We start from the raw sequence: 17,646 nt of genomic DNA on the forward strand, positions 1-17,646 counted from the left end.
CGCTCGAATGCCCATACCATGGTGCACGGTCGCATCTGGATTTCTTCATGTCTGAAGAGCGCATCAGCGAGGCTTCTCCCACCGCGTCGATCGGCAACACGCCCGATCAGCGGCGCTGGGCGGTTTTGCGCCGCCACCCGCGCCGCGCGGCGGCCCTGACCCTGGTGCTGCTGTGCGGAGCGTCGGTCCTCTTCGTGTGGCATGAGGCGCAGACTTCCGACCTGCAGGCCAAAAAGCTGAGCCGCTACGCCGCCGCGCTGGGGTATGAAATGGCCCCCGGCCCGGCCGAGGCCATCCGCTTTCCCACCCACGGCCCGTTTGACCAGCGGATGGGCTACACCCGCATTCCGGCCTTCGTGGCCAGCCTCCAGTCGCATGGGTTCGAGGTCACCGAGCAGGCCCGCCAGAACGACGCCTTGCAGGCCCACCTGGAACGCGGCCTGTTCGCCCCCTATGTGGAGAAAACCCACACCGGCCTGACGGTGCTGGACTGCGGACGCACCGCGCTGCACCGCTTCCGCTACCCCTACCGGCGCTTCGAGCACTTTGAGAGCGTGCCGCCGCTGGTGGTCCAGGCGCTGCTGTTCATCGAAAACCGCGATCTGCTCGACCCCGAGCGCCCGCACCTGAACCCGGCGGTCGACTGGCCACGTTTTACCCGCGCGGTGCTCGGGCAACTGGGCAACAAGATCAACGACGACATCGACACCCAGGGCGGCAGCACGCTGGCCACGCAGATCGAGAAATACCGCCACTCGCCCGACGGCATCACGCACGACGCGCGCGAAAAACTGCGGCAGATGGCCTCGGCCGCGGTGCGCGCCTACCGGGCCGGCGAAGACACCCTGGCCGCGCGCCACCAGCTGGTGCTGGACTACCTGAACACGGTGCCGCTGTCGGCCGCGCCGCGCCACGGCGAGGTGCACGGTCTGGGCGACGGTCTGTGGGTGTGGTTCGGCACCGACCTGGAGCAGGTCCGCACCCTGCTGCAGCCCACTCCCGGCCCGGTGGAGCAGCCGACGGCACGGGCCCAGGTGTTGCGCCAGGTGGTGGCCCTGCTGATCGCGCACCGCCGGCCGTCGTGGTACCTGGCCCAGGGGCGCGAAGACCTGAACCAGGCGACCGACGCCCACCTGCGCCTGCTGGCCGCGCAGGGCATCATCGAGCCCGCCTGGCGCGACGCCGCCCTGCAGCAGAAGCTGCGGTTTCGCAACATGGCGAGCAGCCCGCCGCTGCCGCCGCCCCACCCGGACAAGGGCAGCGCCGTCCTGCGGGTCCGTCTGGCCAGCATGCTGGGCACCTCCCTGTACGAGCTGGACCGGCTGGACGCGCGCGTGGGCACCACGCTCAACGGCAAGCTGCAGGACACGGTCGACGACTACCTGGCCCGTTTGACCGACCCCGCGTTCGCCCGCTCGCAGGAGCTCATCGGCGAGCGCCTGCTGCAGCCCGCCACGTTGGGCGCGGTCCGCTACAGCTTCACGCTGCTGGAGAGCACCGACCAGGGCAACATGATCCGGGTACAGACCGACACCACCCGCCAGCCCCTGGACATCAACGAAGGCAGCAAGCTGGAGCTGGGCTCCACCGCCAAGCTGCGCGTGCTGGCGACCTACCTGGAGCTGGTGGCCCAGTTGCACGACAAGCTCGCGCCACTGGAGCCGGCGCAACTGAAGGCCACCCCGATCAGCCGCCAGGACAGCCTCTCGCGCTGGGCGGTCCAGTACCTGTCCGCCAGCAGCGACCGCAGCCTGAGCGCCATGCTCGACGCGTCCATGGAGCGCCGCTTCTCGGCCAACCCGGGTGAACAGTTCTTCACCGGCGGCGGCCTGCACAGCTTCCACAACTTCAACGACGACGACGACCCCCGCGAGTTTTCCGTGCGCGAGGCCATGCAGGCCTCCATCAACCTGCCCTTCGTGCGGCTGCTGCGCGAGGTGGTGCGCCACACCATGTACCAGGTGCCCGGCAGCACCGCCCGCCTGCTGGAGGACGACAGCGACCCCCGCCGGGAAGCCTACCTGGCGCTGTTCGCCGACCGCGAGGGCCAGACCTTCCTGCGCCGCTTCTGGCGCAAGACCGACCAGCGCACCCCCGACGAGCTGCAGGCCGTGCTGCTCGACGGACTGCGCCCCAGCGCCGACCGGCTGGCCGCCGTGTTCCGTTACCTGAATCCACAGGCACCGCCCGAGGCCCTGGGCGCCTACCTGGCGACGCGCCTGGGCGAGCGGGCGCCCGACGCGCGCCGGGTGGCAAAGCTGCACCAGCGCTACGCGCCCGAGGCCTTCGACCTGCCCGACCGCGGCTACGTGGCCCGCGTCCACCCGCTGGAACTCTGGCTGGTGGCCTACCGGGTGCAGCACCCCCAGGCCACCCTCAGCGACGCGATCGCCGCCAGCGCCGCCGAGCGCCAGGCGGTCTACCGCTGGCTGTTCCGAACGCGCGCCAAGGATGCGCAGGACTCCCGCATCTACACCATGCTGGAGGTGGAGGCCTTTCTGGACATCCACCGCCGCTGGACCCGCCTGGGCTACCCCTTCAGCCACCTGGTGCCCTCGCTGGCCACGGCCCTGGGCAGCTCGGGCGACCGGCCCGCCGCGCTGGCGGAGCTGATGGGCATCATCGTCAACAACGGCGTGCGCCTGCCCACGCACCGCCTGTCGGACCTGCGCCTGGCCGAAGGCACGCCCTGGGAAACCGCGCTGAAGCAGACGCAGGCCCAGGGCGAGCGGGTGATGGCGCCCGAGGTGGCCCAGGCGCTGCGGCGCGCGCTCTCCGAGGTGGTGGAACGGGGCACCGCCCGGCGCCTGGCGGGCAGCTTCCGCACGGACTCCGGGGAAGACCTGTCGCCCGGCGGCAAGACCGGCACCGGCGACAACCGCGTGGTGGTGCGCGGGCGCAGCACCACCGCCCTGAACCGCACCGCCACCTTCGTGTTCTACCTGGGGCCGCGGCACTTCGGCACCGTGACCGCCTACGTGGTGGGGCCCAACGCCGCCCAATACCGATTCACCTCGGGCCTGCCGGTGCAGATCCTGCGCTCCATGGGCCCGCTGCTGATGCCCCATCTGGACAGCACACCCGAGGGCGGCTGCCCTCAGGCCCCTTGAAGGACAACACCCCCGCCGCGCTGCGCGCGACCCCCTCAAAGGGGGCGGCACTGGCCGTCCGGCAAAGCCGGCCCGGCGGTGCCCTGGGCTGGACCGTTTCACGCGTTGCGGATCGCGCTCCGGTGCCATGAAAGACGGGAAACGTTCTGCCCATACGCTTGGTTGGGAAGTGGTCGAAAATAGCCCCATGAACGAACCCCAAGCCCTCACCCAACCACCCCTGCCCGACCACCTGTCCATCGACCCGCGCAGCCCGCACCACGTGGCGGCCGTGTTCCAGCACGACATCGGCATCCGCTTCAACGACCAGGAGCGCTTTGATGTCGCCGAGTACTGCATCAGCGAAGGCTGGGTCAAAGTGCCCGCCGGCAAGACGCTGGACCGCAAGGGCCAGCCGCTGATGATCCGGCTCAAGGGCAAGGTCGAGGTGTTCTACAAATAGTCGGACACACCGCCCCGGACCTCCCCCACATACAAAGACACGCCATGCAACTCATCGGAATGCTGGACTCCCCCTACGTGCGCCGCGTCGCCATTTCCCTGCACCTGCTGGAGCTGCCGTTCGAACACCAGCCCCTGTCCGTGTTCAGCACCTTTGAGCAGTTCCGGGCCATCAACCCGGTGGTGAAAGCGCCCACCCTGGTGTGCGACGACGGCTCGGTGCTGATGGACTCGTCGCTGATCCTGGAATACGTCGAATCGCTCGGTGGCCGCAGCCTGATGCCGAACGATCTGGCCGCGCGCCGCGAAGTCCTGCGCCTGACGGGGCTTGCGCTGGCCGCGTGCGAGAAGTCGGTGCAGATCGTCTACGAGCAGCGGCTGCGGCCGGCCGAAAAACAGCACCAGCCCTGGCTGGACCGGGTGCAGGGTCAGTTGCTGTCGGCCTATGGGTTGCTGGAGCAGGCCGTGGAAAGCGCCCCGCCGCCGCTGGCGCCACAGCAGATCAGCCAGGCGGGTGTGAGCGTGGCCGTGGCCTGGGCCTTCACCCAACACGTGTTGCCCGGTGTGGTGTCGCCCGAGCGCCATCCCGCGCTGCAGGCCTTCAGCGAACAGGCCGAGCAACTGGCGGCGTTCCGGGCCTGCCCGCAATGAGCGCTGCCCCGGCCCCGCGGGTGCGGCGGCAGAGCCACTGAAGGAGAGCACGGATGCGCCGCCGATTTTTTCTGCCCACCGTCCTTTGCGGGGCACTGAGCCCGCGGGCCTGGGCCGCGCCAGCCGACGCCGAACCGCAACCCCCGACCGCGCCCCGCTACACGGTGTCGCCCGATCAATTGCAGAGCGCAGTGGCGCAGCGTTTTCCCTTGCGTTACCCGATACCCGGTCTGCTGAACCTGGACCTGCGCACGCCGCGCCTGCGCCTGCTGTCCGCGCAGAATCGCCTGGGCGCCGAGATGACGGTGGACGCCGCCGGCCCGGCCCTGAACCGCAGCCACCGGGGCACCTTCGAGGTCGATTTCGCGCTGCGCTACGAGGCCAGCGACCGCACGATCCGCGCCCACCAGCTGCGCTTTTACCGCCTGCGTTTTCCCAGCCTGCAACCGGGCGTGGTGGACATGCTCAACACCTACGGCCCCACCCTGGCCGAGCAGTCGCTGCAGGAACTGGTGCTGCACCAGCTGCGCCCCCAAGACCTGGCCATGGCCGACGTGCTGGGCCTGCGCCCGGGCAGCATCACGGTCACGGACGAAGGCCTGGTGATCGGCTTCGTGGTGAAACCGCTGTAGGCGCCCGGCGCCAAGCCCCAGCGTCTGCGCGGGCGGCCGCCCTGCGGACGTGGTCCCGGGTGCGATACTTCGCCCCATTCAAGAACTCGACATGGAACAGGGACGACGGATGCGCACGACCACATGGACCTTGCGGCGGATTCTGAAATGGGCCGGGTTCGGGTTGCTGGGGCTGATCGTGGGTCTGCCCACCGTGCTCTACCTCGCCTTCCTGGGCATTCAGGAAGCCAGTGAACGGCAGTGGCTGGGCAAAGCCCCCACGCACGAAGCCATCGACGCGCGTTCGCGCGAGCCCCACCCGGTGGCCCTGCTCGACGTGGGGTTCGACTCGCTCGCCGCGCGCATGCGGATGATCGAGGAAGCCCGGGAATCCATCGAACTCGAGTTCTTCATCTACGAGATCGACACCGCCAGCCGACTGGTCACGCAGGCGCTGGCGCGCAAGGCGCAGCAGGGTGTGCGGGTGCGCATTCTGGTGGACTTCGCGCTGCCCATCTTCAAACTGGCGCCGCAGTACGCCGAGACCCTGAAGGCCGCGGGCGTGGAGGTGCGGTACTACAACACCGCGGGCATGGCCCGGTTCTTCGCGTCGAACCACCGCACCCACCGCAAGCTGCTGGTGGTGGACCGCCAGAAGGCGATCATTGGCGGGCGAAACATCGCCAACGACTACTTCGACCTCTCGGAGGCCTACAACTTCCTCGACAGCGACATGCTCATCCACGGCCCCATCGTGGGGGCGATCGCCGACAGCTTCGAGCTGTACTGGCGCTCGGACTGGGTGGCCCGGCCCGAGGACGTGACGCCGGACGCCACCCCGGGCACGGGGCAAGGCCTGCTGGGCGGCGCGTCGCCACAGGAAGAAGCCCTGGCCGCCGAGCTCCGGCAACACCAGCCCCAGCACCAGATGTCCACCTGCAACGACATCCACTTCGTCACCGACTACCCGGGCTCCGGCGTCGAGCGGCGCAAGGTCTATCTGGAAATTGCCCGGCTGGTCCAGGAGGCGCGCCAGCAGATCATGGTGGAGAGCCCCTACCTGGTGCTGCGCGACGACGGCATGGCGCTGCTGCGCGGCGTGGTGCAGCGGGGCGTCAAGCTGCAGTTCCTGACCAACAGCCTGCATTCCACCGACGCCTACTACACCGTCGCCAGCCTGGCCCATTCGCTGGACGCGCTGAAGATGCCCAACCTGGAGGTCTGGGCTTACCAGGGCAACCCGCTCGCCAGCGGGCTGCGACCCTCGGCCTCCCGACGCTGGGGCGTGCACGCCAAACGCGCGGTGTTCGACGACCACACCGTGGTGGTCGGCACCTACAACATGGACCCGCGCTCGGCCAACCTGAATTCCGAACTGATCGTGGTCTGCCGCAACAACGCGTTTCTCGCGAAGACCATGATCCAGGACATGCAGGCCCGCATGGCGCAGTCCCGCGCGATCGTGGGCACGGCCGATGCCGGCGGGCTCGACGCCCTGACCGACGGCGCCGACGACGAGGCCATCTCCCGCATGCGCCGCATCGCGCCGATCGCCAACTGGCTGGATTTCCTGATGTGACGCCCGGCGCCGCTCAGCCCCGCGGGTGGTGCTGGGCCACGATGCTCTTGAGGCGTTCGCGCGCCACGTGGGTGTAGATCGTGGTGGTGGAAATGTCGGCGTGGCCCAGCAGCATCTGCACCGCGCGCAGGTCGGCGCCGTGGTTGAGCAGGTGGGTGGCGAAGGCGTGGCGCAGGGTGTGGGGCGAGAGCGGCGTGGTGATGCCGGCCTGCTGGGCGTAGCGCTTCACCAGGTTCCAGAACATCACCCGGCTCATGGCCTCGCCCGCGCGGGTGCCGCGCGAGGTCACGAACAGGTCTTCGCTCTGTTGCCCGCCCAGGATCTCCTTGCGCCCCTGCGCCAGATAGCGCTGCAGCCACTGGCCGGCGATCTGGCCGAACGGCACCAGGCGCTCCTTGTTGCCCTTGCCGGTGATGCGCAGCACGTGTTCGTTGTGGCCCACGTGAAAGGTCTTGAGCTGCACCAGCTCGCTCACGCGCAGGCCGCTGGCGTACATCAGCTCCAGCATGGCACGGTCGCGCTGGCCCAGCGGGGTGCCGGTGTCGGGCGCGTTGAGCAGGGCCTCCACCTGGGCCTCCGACAGGGTCTTGGGCACCCGCATGGGCTGGCGCGCGGCCACCAGGCGCAGCGTGGGGTCGGCGCTGATGAGGCGCTCGCGCAACGCCCAACGGAAGTAGCGCTTGAACACGGTGAGCCGCCGGTTCGCGGTGGTGGCGCGGGTCTGGGCGTGGCGCGCGGCGAAATAGGCGTTGATGTCGGCCTCCGCGGTCTGCGGCAGGGCCTTGCCGTGTCCGGCCAGCCACTGGCCGTAGAGCGTGAGGTCGCGCCGGTAGGCGTCGAGCGTGTTGCGCGAGAGACCTTCTTCGAGCCAGAGGGCGTCGACAAAGGCCCCGACGCTCGCCTCGCTGCTGGCCACCAGGGCGAGGTCCATCAATCGAGCTTGAGCTTCTGTTTGGTCACCACGTCCTTGTAGACCTCGAACTCGGCCTTGATCTGAGCGGCAAACTGATCGGGCGTGTTGGCCACGATCAGCGAACCCGTGTCTTCAATGCGCTTTTTCACCGCTGGGTCGGTCAGCGCCTGCTTGGTGGCGTTGTAGATTTTGTCAACCACGTCCTTGGGCAGGCCCTTGGGAGCGATGATGCCGTAATAGGCCATGCGATTCACCGGCTCCAGGCCCACTTCCTTGAAGGTGGGGACGTCCGGCAGCGAGGCCACCCGTTGGGGCGCGGCCACCACCAGCGGGATCAGGCGGCCGGCCTTGATGTGAGGCAGTGCCGACGGCAGGTTGTCGAAAATGATCGCGACCTGCCCACCCACGGTGTCGTTGAGCGCTGGGCCCGCCCCCCGGTAGGGAATGTGCGTCATGAACACACCCGCCAGGTTCTTGAACAACTCGGTCTGCAGATGCCCGATGCCACCCGTGCCCGAGCTGGCGTAGCTGTATTTGCCCGGGTTCTTCTTGAGCTCGGCCAGAAAGGTCTTGTAGTCCTTGGCAGGAAAACTGGGGTGCACCGCGATCACGTTGGGCGTGGCCGCGATATTGATGATGGGCGTGAAGTCGGTGAGCGTGTTGTAGGGGATCTTGGGATTGATGGCGGGGTTGGCGGCGGTGGTCGACACCGTGGCCATGCCCAGGATGTGACCATCGGGCACCGCGCGCGCAAGCTCGCTGGCACCGATCACGCCACCGCCACCGGCCTTGTTCTCCACGATCACGCTCTGCCCCAGCGCCTTGCCCAGCGGCTCGGACATGACCCGGGCGATGATGTCGGTGGTCCCTCCGGCGGCAAATGGCACCTGCAGCCGGATCGGCTTGCCAGGAAATGCCTGGGCCCAGGCGCCCCCCGCCACCGTTACAGAAGCGGCAACCAAGCCCATGGACAACAGCTGACGACGACAAACCATAACGCGTACTCCTCAAGTGGATGGAACAGAACGGGGAACCGATTGGACGGCGCAGGTCATGCTTCCCACGCTTTTTTTGGGCTTCCGATACCCGAGCCAGTGACAACAAACGGCACCGCCCGGTTCAGGCCCTCACTGTAGACAACGAAAAGTCCCCTGACCATGGGGAGATTACATAAGTACAAACCCCCGGACTTCTTCCGCTCAAACGCTATGCTCCCCCGGTGAACTTCGCCCAACTCCTCTTCCCCGACTTCTCGCTCATCCTCTGTGGCTACCTGGTCTGCCGCTTCACCGCACTCAACCGCAAAGTGTGGGAACAGGTGGAAAGCCTGGTCTATTTCTTCCTGTTCCCGGTGCTGCTGTTTCACTCCATCGTGAAAAGCCCGCTCGATCTCTCGGCCGCGTCCAGCCTCATGGGTGCCGGTCTGGCGCTGGGGGTGGGCGGCATCGCGCTGGCCTATTCGCTGCCGCACTGGCCCTGGCTCGGCCAACGGATCGACGTGCGCCTGCACGCGGCCAGCGCCCAGGTCGGGTTCCGTTTCAACTCCTTCATCGCGCTGGCGCTGGCCGAGAAACTGGCCGGGCCGCCCGGCCTGCTCATGATCGCGGTGCTCATCGGCGTGTGCGTGCCCCTGTTCAACGTGGGCGCCGTCTGGCCCATGGCCCACCACGCGGGCAAAGGCTTTGCCCGCGAGCTGCTGCGCAACCCGCTGATCATCGGCACCGCCAGTGGCCTCGTCGCCAACCTGCTGGGCTTTTCCATGCCGGTCTGGCTGGAACCCACCGTCAACCGCATCGGCCAGGCCTCGCTCGCACTGGGCCTCATGGCCGCGGGCGCCGGCATGCAGTTCGGCAGCCTGGCGTCGGCCAAGACGCTGGGCGCCGGGGTACTGGCGGCGAAACACCTGGGCATGCCGCTGCTGGCCTTCGGCCTGGCCCGGCTGTTCCGGCTGGACCCCACGCAAACCACCGTGCTGCTCATGTTTTCGGCCGTGCCCACCGCATCGAGCTGCTACGTGCTGGCCGCGCGCATGGGCTACAACGGCCCCTACGTGGCCGGGCTGGTCACGCTCTCCACGCTGCTGGGCATGCTGAGTCTGCCGTTCGCGCTCGGTTTGTTGAACTGAGTTGCGGGCCGTCGCGGCAAGGGCGTCGGGGCGCCGACCCGGCCGGGCGACGGGTGGCGTTGTGGCAAAATTAGCCGGTTTGTAGCACTGGAGCGGCCCGCCCCAGCCCCGTGTCGTCATCGCAGCACGGGGTGTTTTTTTGCTCCGTCGGGCCGTCCTGGCGCATCCAACCTTCCCCATGTTCGGCACGTGGCGGTGATGGCACGGAGCGTCAGCGCTGCTCATGCCGATGCAACACACTTTCCTCACCGCCCATTGCGCTGCGGTGAATCAGGGATTCGTTTATGAAAATCGCGGTCGCAGGCACCGGGTACGTGGGACTTTCAAACGCGGTTCTGCTCGCGCAGAACCACGAGGTGGTGGCGCTGGACATCCTCCCGGAAAAAGTCCGGATGATCAACGCCCGGCAGAGTCCGATCGCCGACGCCGAAATCGAGGACTTCCTGGCGCACCAGCCACTGAACCTGCGGGCCACGCTGGACAAGCACGAGGCCTATGTCGGCGCCGACTTCGTCATCATCGCGACGCCGACCGACTACGACGCCGAGACCAATTACTTCAACACCGGTTCGGTCGAGGCGGTCATCCGTGACGTGATGCGCATCAACCCAGACGCCGTGATGGTGATCAAGTCCACGGTGCCGGTGGGCTACACGGCGCGCATCAGCGCCGAAATGGGTTGCCACAACCTGATGTTCTCGCCCGAGTTCCTGCGCGAAGGCAAGGCGCTGCACGACAACCTCTACCCCTCCCGCATCATCGTCGGTGAGCGTTCGGCGCGGGCCGAGGTGTTTGCCGGCCTGCTCCAACAAGGGGCGCGCAAGAAGGACGTCAAGGTCCTGTTCGTGGATTCCACCGAAGCCGAGGCCGTCAAGCTTTTCTCGAACACCTACCTGGCAATGCGGGTGGCCTATTTCAACGAGCTCGACACCTACGCGGCCACGCACAACCTGGACTCGCGCCAGATCATCGAAGGCGTCGGGCTCGATCCCCGCATCGGCGACCACTACAACAACCCGTCGTTCGGCTACGGAGGCTACTGCCTGCCCAAGGACACCAAGCAGATGCTGGCCAACTACCGGGAAGTGCCGCAGAACCTGATCCAGGCGATCGTGCAGTCGAACACCACGCGCAAGGACTTCATCGCCGAGAGCATCCTGCGCAAGCACCCCAAGACCGTGGGCGTGTACCGCCTGATCATGAAGGCCGGCTCCGACAATTTCCGCTCGTCGAGCATCCAGGGCATCATGAAACGCCTGAAAGCCAAGGGCGTGCACGTCATCATTTACGAGCCCGGACTGAGCGAGCCTGAGTTCTTCCGTTCGCCCATCGTCAACGACCTCGACACCTTCAAGCGCGAGGCGGATGTCATCATCAGCAACCGCATGACCGAGACCCTCGCCGACGTGCGGGACAAGGTCTACACGCGCGATCTGTTCGGCAGCGACTGACCCCGGCTCCCGCCCACTTTCGATTCTTTCACCCAGCATCAACCCGTTCCCGGCCACGCCATGAAACCTGCATCCACCCTGTCATTGACCGTGATCTGTGCCAGCCTGATTCTCGCTGGCTGCGCCAGCTCGGGCTCATCCGCCCCCGGCGTGGCCAACCCCTTCAGCACCGACAACAGCAGCAGCCTGGCCAGCATCAAGGTCAACACCATGCGGGTGTTCGGCGACAGCTACTCCGACCCGAACTTCACCAGCTCCATCGGCACCATCAACTGGGCCCAGCAGCTGCAGGCCCGTGGCACGGTCACCCAGTCCAGCATCTACGCCATCGGTGGCGCCCGGGCACAGTCGGGCGAACTGCGGGCCTTCGATCAACAGATCAACAAGGCGCTCAACAGTGGCAACCCCATCGTCGACCGCGACCTGACGGTGGTCTACCTGGGGCACAACGACATCGGGCGCACGGGCAGCCCCGACGGCCTGACCCGCTCCACCACGGGCTACAAGACCGGCGTGGACCGTCTGATCGAGGCAGGCGCCGCCAACGAAAACCGCCGCCTGTTCGTGACCCAGCTGCACGCCTGGGGTCGTGGCCCCGGCGTGTCGGACGGCGTCGATCACCAGGTCCGCGCCTGGAACACCATGCTCGCCGGCATCGCCAACAGCAACCCCAACATCATTGCGGTGGACATGTACACGGCGTTTGAACGGGTCTTCAAGGACCCGCAGGCGTACGGTTTCACCAACGTCACCACCGCCGACAGCTCGCGCTCGTCCGTCGATGCGCTCTACCACGACGCCACCCACTTCGGCAACCGCGGCCAGGAGATCATCACGCGGGTGTACCAGCACTACCTGAGCCGGGGCTGGGACTGGGCCAACAGCGTGAGCGCCGGCGCGGGCGCGGCGGAGCAGCTCAACAAGGACATCGACAATGGCACGCTCGTGCTGAGCATGGCGGGCCAGAAACGGCTGCAACCGGGCTTCAGGCTGGTGGCGCTGGGCATGGACCAGAGCAAGCCGTTCAGCTTCAAGCCACTCAACGGCAAGGTGTTCCAGCCCTTCGCCGCGACCCGGCAGCAGGACCAGCAGTCTCCGAGGGGCCTGGCCCTGGACATGAACCTGGGCTCCGAGGACAACCCGAGCAACAGCCGGCTGGGCGTGGCCGTGTTCCAGCACGAGCAGCCCGAACTGCTCGAAACGGCGGCCCAGCGCAATTCCCGCCGGTTCACCTCGGACGCCGTGTCGCTGTACTGGCACAAGCCGGTGTCGGGTTTTCTGCTGAGCAGCCAGCTCTCGCACATGGCCCTGAATTTCAACAGCTATGCCCAGGACAGCATGGTCAACCTGACGCTGGAGAACACCAGCAAGGGCGACACCTGGTCGCTGGAGAACAAGCTGCGTTACCCGCTGCGCAGTGGCGCCATGAACGTGACGCCCTGGGTATCGCTGACCAGCCAGTCCCACAGCATGGACCCCGCGCTGACCCGGACCCTCTACACCACCGACGTGTTGTTCAGCTCTTCCCGCATGAACGAGCTGCTCTCGGGCCTGGGCCTGGACTTTCAGGCCGACCCGATCCACCTCGCTGGCAACAAGCAGCTGCGCCTGGGTGGCAGCCTGTCCCACGTGCAAAGCCTGCACCGCGACTCGGTCATGGTGTCGATGCAGGAAGCGGGCACACCGGGTGTGGTGCAGCGCGAGCTGTTCCCCTCCGCCAAGATCAGCCGCACCCGGCTGGGCCTGCAGGCCGCGCTGGACGTGGCGAAGAACCTGCGTTTCAGCGCCACCTACGGCACCCAACTGCAGGACGTCAAGAACACCTCGAGCCTGCTGCTGCTGGCCAACATCCAGTACTGATCACGCCATTCATGAAAATTCTGTATGTCGCCGGGCGCGAAGAGGCCTATTCACGCACCCGCATCGTGCTCAACGCCCTGCGACACAACGGCTACGAGGTCGTGGCCTGCCTGCCTCCCGACAAATCGTTCAAACACTACCCCCGCCTGCTGCTGCAGACACTGCTGAAGGCCCCCGGCTGTGATCTGGTGCTGGTGGGTTTCTACGGCCAGCTGCTGACCCCGCTGATCCGCTTGCTGACCTGGAAGCCGATCGTGTTTGACATGTACATCACGACCTACGACACCATGGTGTTCGACCGCGAGAAGGCCGCACCGGGTTCGTTGAAGGCGCATATTTACGGTCTGAGCGACTGGCTGTCCTACAAGGCCGCCAGCCTTTCCATCCTGGACAGCCACCACGTGATCGGGCACTTCGGCCGTGTCATCCACACCGAAACCAGCAAGTTCCGACGCCTGTTCCTGGCGGTGGACGACGCGGTCATCCGCCCGGGCTCGGCGCGCGAGCCCGATGGCCGCTTCCTGGTCCACTTCCATGGCGAATACATCCCGTTCCACGGCGTGCGGCACATCCTGAAAGCCGCCAAGCTGCTGGAAGACCAGAACGTTTCGTTCCAGATCGTCGGCAAGGGCATCACCTACGACGAAGACATGCGGCTCGCGCGCGAGCTGGACCTGAAAAACGTCAGCTTTCACGCACCGGTGCCCTACGCCGAACTCGCGCGCTTCATGGCGCGCGCCGACGTCTGCCTCGGCATCTTTGGCGACAACGCGCGGGCCGATCTGGTGCTGACCAACAAGGTGATCGAAGCCATCGGCGTGGGCAAGCCGCTCATCACCCGGCGCAACGCGCCGGTGCAGGAGCTGCTCCAACACGAAGAGAGCGTCTATCTGGTGGACCCGGCCAATCCGCAGGCCCTGGCCGACGCGATCCTGCGGCTCAAGAACGACGATGTGCTGCGCGAAAAGATCGCGCGCAACGGGCACGCGATCTTCCAGCGGTTCTGCACCATCAAGAACTTCGGCGCCGAGCTCAAGGCGCTGCTGGACGGTGTGATGGGTCGCAAACCCGCGCCCTAGACACGGCAGGACGCGCCCGCGATCCCTCGCGGGTCCGCTCTTCCGGTCGATTCCTTTCCTTTTGCCGCACCGCACCCCATGACGCCTCGCAAGCTGCTCAAGCCCATGGCCTACGCCCTGGTCGCTCTGGCGTTCTATTACTTCTTGAGCGAGCTCTACAAGCGGCTCGGTGACATCCCGCCGATCCACTGGGATGCCTACGGCGTGCTGGCCGCGCTCGCCTCGGTGCTTGGCGTGGCCGCCACCATTGCCCTCAACGGCTACATGTGGCGCGCCCTGCTGCTCGACCAGGGCGTCGCCCCCTCCTTGCCCAAAGCCATGCAGATCATCGCGATTGCACAGTTCGGCAAGTACCTGCCTGGCAACGTGGGCCATTACGCCGGGCGCGCGGCGCTGGGCAGCGCCGTGGGCATCCCGGTGGCCGTGACCCTGAGCACCATCCTGGTCGAAACCGTCTGGAACCTCGCGGTGGGTGCGGGTTTCGCCGCACTCGCCCTGTTGCTTTTTTCGAGGGCGCTGCTGCCGATGCTGCCGTATTCGCTCGGTCCACTCGGGTTGGGCCTGCTCACGGCCGGCCTGCTGGTGGTGCCGGCCATCGCCATTCGCCTCTTCAACCACTTCTTCCCCGCGTTGAGCCAACGCCTGGGTGGGGGCAAACCGCTGGCCACCAGCTCGTTCAAGACCTCGCTCATGGTGGGCGCCGTGGTGCTGCTGGGCTTTCTCATCCTCGGCGGCGTGCTCAAGCTGCAGGCGATGTGGCTGTTTGGCATCGACGCGGGCCACTACCCGACCATGACCATCCTGTTCGCTGCCTCCTGGCTGGTCGGCTATGTGGTGCCGGGCGCACCCGGCGGCGTGGGGGTGCGCGAGGCCATGATGGTGCTGCTGTTCACCCCGGTGGTGGGCGCGGGCGCTGCCGTGGGCCTGGGGGTGAGCATGCGGCTGGCCACGATGCTGGGCGACAGCCTGGCTTTCGGGCTGGGTCTGATGAGCCGCAAAGTCTTGTGACGCCGCGCTAAACGCCATGCACGACCTGCCACCACCCCGTATCCACATCCTGCTGGCGAGCTACCAGGGCGCCGCCCACATCGGCGCGCAGCTCGACTCCATCGCGGCGCAGGAGCACCCGAACTGGACCCTGAGCATCAGCGACGACGGATCGAGCGACGACACGGTGGCGATCTGCCAGGCTTTTGCCGCTCGGCACAGCAGCCACACCGTGCGCCTGCTGCAAGGCCCCCGGCAACGCTCCACCGCCAACTTCTTCCATCTGCTGCAAGCGGTGCAACCCTTGAGCGAACACGACCTGATCGCCTTCAGCGACCAGGACGATGTCTGGCTGCCCCAAAAGCTCGGCCGGGCCGCGCAAGCCCTGGCGCAACTGCGGCCGGCGCCCGGCCAGCCCGCGCTGTATGCTGCGCGCACCCGGCTGGTCAACGAGCAGCTGCAACCCATCGGGCTGAGCCCCCTGCCCGAACGCCCCCTCGGTTTTGGCAACGCCTTGCTGCAAAACGTGTGCAGCGGCAACACCATGGTTTTCAACACCGAACTGCTGCGCTTGCTGCGCCTGATCCAGCCCTTGCACTCGGTCTGGCACGACTGGTCGGCCTACCAGGCGGTCACCGGCTGCGGCGGCACGATGCGCTTCGATCCCGAACCCTGCCTGCTGTACCGCCAGCACGCCGGCAACCTGATCGGCTCGCAGGGCCGTTCCTGGGACAAGCTGCAGCGCGTGCGCCTGCTGCTGCAGGGCCAGTACCGCGCCTGGGGCGACCAGACCGAAGCCGCGATGAACGACCTGTCGCCCCATCTGAGCGTCGAGGCGCTGCGCCAGTTCGACAACTACAAGGCCATGCGCCGATGCCCCGGCGCCCTGGCGCGACTGCGCGCCTACCGCTCCAGCGGCCTGTGGCGCCAGACGCGCGCAGGGCGCGCATCGCTCTGGCTCGGCCTCCTGCTCAACCAGATCTGAACCCGATGACCGACGCCACCTCCCCAACGCTCCCGCCTGGCACCGTGCTGGTGCTGCTGCCGGTCTACAACGGCGAACGCTTCCTGGCCAACCAGATCGACTCCATCCTGAGCCAGGAGCGGGTCCAGGTTCTCCTGCTGTGCCGCGACGACGCTTCTTCGGACCGGTCGCTGGACATCCTGCGTGACTATGTGGCGCGCTATCCCGGGCAGGTCCGGCTGCTGGAGGACCAGCGCGGCAATCTGGGCGCCAGCGCCAACTTCTCGGTGCTGATGCAGGCCGCCCTGGCCTTCGAGGCCCCCGCCGCCTTGCAGGGCCAGCCGGTGTATGTGGCCCTGGCCGACCAGGACGACCACTGGCACGGCGACAAGCTGGCCACCGGTGTGGCGCGCATCCGCGAGCTCGAAGCGCAACACCCCGGTCTGCCGGCGCTGGTGCACAGCGACCTGCGCGTGATCAACGAGGACGGCGGCGAGATCGCCCCCTCCATGGCCCGCTACCAGGGCCTGCAGGTCCAGCGCAGCGGATTTGCCGCCCAACTGCTCAGCAACACCCTCACCGGCTGCACCAGCTTGATGAACCGCGCGCTGCTGCACAAGAGCCTGCCGGTGCCACCGCAGGCCATCATGCACGACTGGTGGTTGTCCCTGGTGGCCAGCGCGCTGGGCAGCCGCGACTACCTGGACCAGGCCCTGATCGACTACCGGCAGCACGCCCACAACGCCATCGGCGCCAAAGCGCAAACCGAACCGGTGGTGTTCCGCAGCTACTTTCACCGCCTGTTCGATGACCGCCATGGCGAGATCTTCCAGCTCAACGCCCGGCAAGCCCGCGCCTTCCTGGAACGCTACCGCGCCGAGCTGACGCTGCGCCAGAAGTTCTGCCTGTGGCTGGCCAGCGGCCTGTCGCTGCGCCTTCCGCCCCTACAGCGCACGATCTACCGTGTGCTGAGGTTGTTATGAGCGCAACACCGGGCCGGTCCCAAGCCAGCTCGCACCACAACCCGCAGGGCGAAGGCACCCCAGCGGGCATCCGCCTGTCCGTGGTGAGCCATCAGCAGGTGGCGCTGGCCAACCGCTTTCTGGCCGATCTCCAGGGCCTGGGCAGCGTGACGGAGCTGGTGTTCACCCACAACCTGCCCGAATCCGGCCTGCGCCTGCCGGAAGGCATCCCCGCGCGCGAGCTCACCAATGCGCAGCCTTTGGGCTTCGCCGGCAACCACAACCAGGCCTTTGAAGGCAACGAGCAGACCTTCTATTGCGTCGCCAACCCGGACATCCGCCTGATCGGCGACCCCTTCCCCGGCCTGCTGGCCTGCATGCAGGACCCGCGCGTGGGCGTGGTCGCTCCGCTGGTGCTCAGCCCCGCGGGTCGGCCCGAAGACAACGCGCGGCACTTCCCCACCCCCTGGAACCTGGGACGAAAACTCCTGGGGCAGGACGACGGCCGCTACCACCTCCAGCCCACGGAGCGTTCCGACCCGCAAGACGTGGAGTGGGTGGCGGGCATGTTCCTGCTGTTTCGCGCGGCGGCATTTCGGGATGTGGGAGGCTTTGATGCTAAATTCCACCTGTATTACGAGGATGTCGACATCTGCGCCCGGCTGTGGAAATCGGGCTGGAAGGTGGTGTGCGATCCCGGGGTCACCGTGATTCACGAAGCCCAGCGCGCCAGCAGACGCAACCCCCGGTACATGCGCTGGCATGCCGCGAGCATGGCCCGCTACTTCTTCAAGCACCTGGGCCGCCTGCAACGCCCTGACCAGACCGGTGGCGCCCCACCTGGCCGATGATGCACAGACACCCTTGCCCCGATTGCCCGCCAAGCCCCACACGGGCCGGGCGAGCGGCTCAC

General features: G+C 67.2%; 15 protein-coding genes. 13 read left to right on the forward strand and 2 right to left on the reverse strand.

Features of this window, described 5'->3' with window-relative positions; translation table 11 throughout:
* The first annotated feature begins 47 nt into the window (after positions 1–47).
* The 5 genes from KIH07_RS20980 to KIH07_RS21000 all read left to right on the forward strand — a co-directional run bounded on the left by KIH07_RS20980 (position 48) and on the right by KIH07_RS21000 (position 6,392).
* Positions 48–3,110 carry a transglycosylase domain-containing protein gene (locus KIH07_RS20980; RefSeq protein WP_226493812.1) on the forward strand — a complete coding sequence of 1,021 codons (3,063 nt, stop codon included), beginning with the start codon at positions 48–50 and terminating at the stop codon, positions 3,108–3,110.
* 187 nt (positions 3,111–3,297) lie between these two features.
* The gene (locus tag KIH07_RS20985) at positions 3,298–3,552 is read left to right on the forward strand and encodes a DUF3297 family protein (protein ID WP_226493813.1); all 255 of its coding nucleotides are present in this window, start codon (positions 3,298–3,300) and stop codon (positions 3,550–3,552) included.
* Between the two features lie 44 nt (positions 3,553–3,596).
* Positions 3,597–4,202, forward strand: a complete 606-nt coding sequence (locus KIH07_RS20990) for a glutathione S-transferase (RefSeq protein ID WP_226493814.1) — start codon at positions 3,597–3,599, stop codon at positions 4,200–4,202.
* Between the two features lie 53 nt (positions 4,203–4,255).
* Entirely contained in the window at positions 4,256–4,834 is a 579-nt protein-coding gene (locus KIH07_RS20995) for a DUF1439 domain-containing protein (RefSeq protein WP_226493815.1), read from the forward strand.
* Positions 4,835–4,943: 109 nt separating this feature from the next.
* Positions 4,944–6,392 (forward strand): phospholipase D-like domain-containing protein, encoded by a 1,449-nt coding sequence (locus KIH07_RS21000; RefSeq protein ID WP_226493816.1) that lies wholly within the window; start codon positions 4,944–4,946, stop codon positions 6,390–6,392.
* Positions 6,393–6,405: 13 nt separating this feature from the next.
* Here KIH07_RS21000 and xerD read toward each other — a convergent pair whose 3' ends face one another.
* The gene (xerD, locus tag KIH07_RS21005; RefSeq protein ID WP_226493817.1) at positions 6,406–7,323 is read right to left on the reverse strand and encodes a site-specific tyrosine recombinase XerD; all 918 of its coding nucleotides are present in this window, start codon (positions 7,321–7,323) and stop codon (positions 6,406–6,408) included.
* Positions 7,323–8,300, reverse strand: a complete 978-nt coding sequence (locus KIH07_RS21010) for a tripartite tricarboxylate transporter substrate binding protein BugE (protein WP_226493818.1) — start codon at positions 8,298–8,300, stop codon at positions 7,323–7,325. The genes xerD and KIH07_RS21010 overlap by 1 nt, the downstream gene beginning before the upstream one ends.
* 224 nt (positions 8,301–8,524) lie before the next feature.
* On the opposite strand from KIH07_RS21010, the gene KIH07_RS21015 reads away from it, so the two are divergent.
* The 8 genes from KIH07_RS21015 (at position 8,525) to KIH07_RS21050 (ending at position 17,584) form a co-directional block, all read left to right on the forward strand.
* On the forward strand, positions 8,525–9,430 hold the full coding sequence (locus KIH07_RS21015; protein WP_226493819.1) for an AEC family transporter: 906 nt from the start codon (positions 8,525–8,527) through the stop codon (positions 9,428–9,430).
* 284 nt (positions 9,431–9,714) lie between these two features.
* The gene (locus KIH07_RS21020; protein WP_226493820.1) at positions 9,715–10,881 is read left to right on the forward strand and encodes a nucleotide sugar dehydrogenase; all 1,167 of its coding nucleotides are present in this window, start codon (positions 9,715–9,717) and stop codon (positions 10,879–10,881) included.
* Between the two features lie 60 nt (positions 10,882–10,941).
* On the forward strand, positions 10,942–12,741 hold the full coding sequence (locus KIH07_RS21025) for a GDSL-type esterase/lipase family protein (RefSeq protein ID WP_226493821.1): 1,800 nt from the start codon (positions 10,942–10,944) through the stop codon (positions 12,739–12,741).
* Positions 12,742–12,752: 11 nt separating this feature from the next.
* Positions 12,753–13,820, forward strand: a complete 1,068-nt coding sequence (locus tag KIH07_RS21030) for a glycosyltransferase (protein WP_226493822.1) — start codon at positions 12,753–12,755, stop codon at positions 13,818–13,820.
* 78 nt (positions 13,821–13,898) lie between these two features.
* Positions 13,899–14,828, forward strand: a complete 930-nt coding sequence (locus KIH07_RS21035; protein WP_226493823.1) for a lysylphosphatidylglycerol synthase domain-containing protein — start codon at positions 13,899–13,901, stop codon at positions 14,826–14,828.
* Positions 14,829–14,844: 16 nt separating this feature from the next.
* Positions 14,845–15,792, forward strand: a complete 948-nt coding sequence (locus KIH07_RS21040; protein ID WP_226493824.1) for a glycosyltransferase — start codon at positions 14,845–14,847, stop codon at positions 15,790–15,792.
* Between the two features lie 5 nt (positions 15,793–15,797).
* Positions 15,798–16,754, forward strand: a complete 957-nt coding sequence (locus KIH07_RS21045) for a glycosyltransferase family 2 protein (protein WP_226493825.1) — start codon at positions 15,798–15,800, stop codon at positions 16,752–16,754.
* Positions 16,751–17,584 carry a glycosyltransferase family 2 protein gene (locus KIH07_RS21050; RefSeq protein WP_226493826.1) on the forward strand — a complete coding sequence of 278 codons (834 nt, stop codon included), beginning with the start codon at positions 16,751–16,753 and terminating at the stop codon, positions 17,582–17,584. The genes KIH07_RS21045 and KIH07_RS21050 overlap by 4 nt, the downstream gene beginning before the upstream one ends.
* Positions 17,585–17,646 lie beyond the last annotated feature (62 nt).

Source organism: Hydrogenophaga taeniospiralis (assembly GCF_020510445.1).
GTDB lineage: Bacteria > Pseudomonadota > Gammaproteobacteria > Burkholderiales > Burkholderiaceae_C > Hydrogenophaga.

What these genes read in the sequence shown, in the direction of transcription:
- KIH07_RS20985 (WP_226493813.1), top strand. Translation starts at nt 3,298, where the DNA reads ATGAACGAACCCCAAGCCCTCACCCAACCACCCCTGCCCGACCACCTG.
- KIH07_RS21035 (WP_226493823.1), top strand. Translation starts at nt 13,899, where the DNA reads ATGACGCCTCGCAAGCTGCTCAAGCCCATGGCCTACGCCCTGGTCGCT.
- KIH07_RS20995 (WP_226493815.1), top strand. Translation starts at nt 4,256, where the DNA reads ATGCGCCGCCGATTTTTTCTGCCCACCGTCCTTTGCGGGGCACTGAGC.
- KIH07_RS21020 (WP_226493820.1), top strand. Translation starts at nt 9,715, where the DNA reads ATGAAAATCGCGGTCGCAGGCACCGGGTACGTGGGACTTTCAAACGCG.
- KIH07_RS20980 (WP_226493812.1), top strand. Translation starts at nt 48, where the DNA reads ATGTCTGAAGAGCGCATCAGCGAGGCTTCTCCCACCGCGTCGATCGGC.
- KIH07_RS21025 (WP_226493821.1), top strand. Translation starts at nt 10,942, where the DNA reads ATGAAACCTGCATCCACCCTGTCATTGACCGTGATCTGTGCCAGCCTG.
- KIH07_RS21030 (WP_226493822.1), top strand. Translation starts at nt 12,753, where the DNA reads ATGAAAATTCTGTATGTCGCCGGGCGCGAAGAGGCCTATTCACGCACC.
- KIH07_RS21040 (WP_226493824.1), top strand. Translation starts at nt 14,845, where the DNA reads ATGCACGACCTGCCACCACCCCGTATCCACATCCTGCTGGCGAGCTAC.
- KIH07_RS20990 (WP_226493814.1), top strand. Translation starts at nt 3,597, where the DNA reads ATGCAACTCATCGGAATGCTGGACTCCCCCTACGTGCGCCGCGTCGCC.
- KIH07_RS21000 (WP_226493816.1), top strand. Translation starts at nt 4,944, where the DNA reads ATGCGCACGACCACATGGACCTTGCGGCGGATTCTGAAATGGGCCGGG.
- KIH07_RS21050 (WP_226493826.1), top strand. Translation starts at nt 16,751, where the DNA reads ATGAGCGCAACACCGGGCCGGTCCCAAGCCAGCTCGCACCACAACCCG.
- xerD (WP_226493817.1), bottom strand. Translation starts at nt 7,323, where the DNA reads ATGGACCTCGCCCTGGTGGCCAGCAGCGAGGCGAGCGTCGGGGCCTTT.
- KIH07_RS21045 (WP_226493825.1), top strand. Translation starts at nt 15,798, where the DNA reads ATGACCGACGCCACCTCCCCAACGCTCCCGCCTGGCACCGTGCTGGTG.
- KIH07_RS21010 (WP_226493818.1), bottom strand. Translation starts at nt 8,300, where the DNA reads ATGGTTTGTCGTCGTCAGCTGTTGTCCATGGGCTTGGTTGCCGCTTCT.